Below are 1,048 nucleotides of genomic sequence, written 5' to 3'. Positions count from 1 at the left end.
TGACCTCAACGGGCAACTGCTGAAGAAAACCGAGTTCGGCGACGATGGCAGCGAACTGGTCACTGAGTATCAGCGTGATGCTGCTGGCCGGCTGCTGGTGAAACCCCTGGCCGATGGCGAAGAAATCCACTACAGCTACGACGCCCTCGGTCGCCTCGTAAACGTCGATGACGGCAATTGGCCGCTCGCCTACAAATACGACCTGCAAGACCGCCTCATCGAAGAACACCAAGGCTGGGGCACCCTGCGCTACGAATACGACAGCGTTGGTCAGCTCAAACACTGCCGCCTCCCTGACGGCAGCAAACTCGATTACCGTCATCAACCGGGCGGGCAACTGAGCAACATCGACCTCAATGGCTCACGTCTGACCTCTCACCAGTTCAGCGCCGGTCGCGAACAACAGCGTCAGCAAGGTCTGCTGCTCAGCCAATACCAGTACGACGAACAAGGCCGCCTGCAAGCCCACACTGTTGGCCAGCGAGACAAGAACCTGTTCCAGCGTCGTTATAATTACGATGCTAACGGCAACCTCGCTGGCATTGATGACAGCCGCAAAGGCAATCGCAGCTACCACTACGACCCGCTCGATCGACTCATCAGCGTGCGCGGTGCTACTCCGGAAGGCTTCGCCCATGACCCGGCGGGCAACCTGCTGGGCCAAAGCAATGAAGGCACAGCAAACCTCGCCAACGTCAAAGGCAACCGCCTGCTGATGCAGGGTGACCGCCACTACGAGTACGACGCGTACGGCAACCTGAGTCGCGAACGCCGTGGCACAGGACAGAAACTCGTCACCGAGTATCGTTACGACTGCCAGCACCGCTTGATCGGCGTTAGCCTGCCGGGTGGCAGCACTGCAACCTACAAGTACGATGCCTTCGGTCGACGTATAGAAAAAACCGTCGACGGCCACATCACCGAATTCCTGTGGCAAGGCGAACGCTTGATCGCTGAAAGCGCCGAAAACCGCTACCGCAGTTACATCTATGAACCGGGCACCTTCCGTCCGTTGGCCATGCTCGATGGCGAAGGCCCACGTAAAGCC

The 1,048-nt window shown here is 58.8% G+C and carries 1 pseudogene; it reads left to right on the top strand.

Annotated features, from left to right (window positions below):
• Nucleotides 1-1,048, top strand: a pseudogene (locus tag L8H52_RS30300) (type IV secretion protein Rhs); the annotation flags it as partial.

It is taken from the genome of Pseudomonas sp. CROZ-RG-20F-R04-15 (assembly GCF_022662375.1).
Taxonomy (GTDB): Bacteria; Pseudomonadota; Gammaproteobacteria; order Pseudomonadales; family Pseudomonadaceae; genus Aquipseudomonas.
Note: the sequence above shows the minus strand (reverse complement) of the source record. Positions and strands in the feature narration are given on the sequence as shown.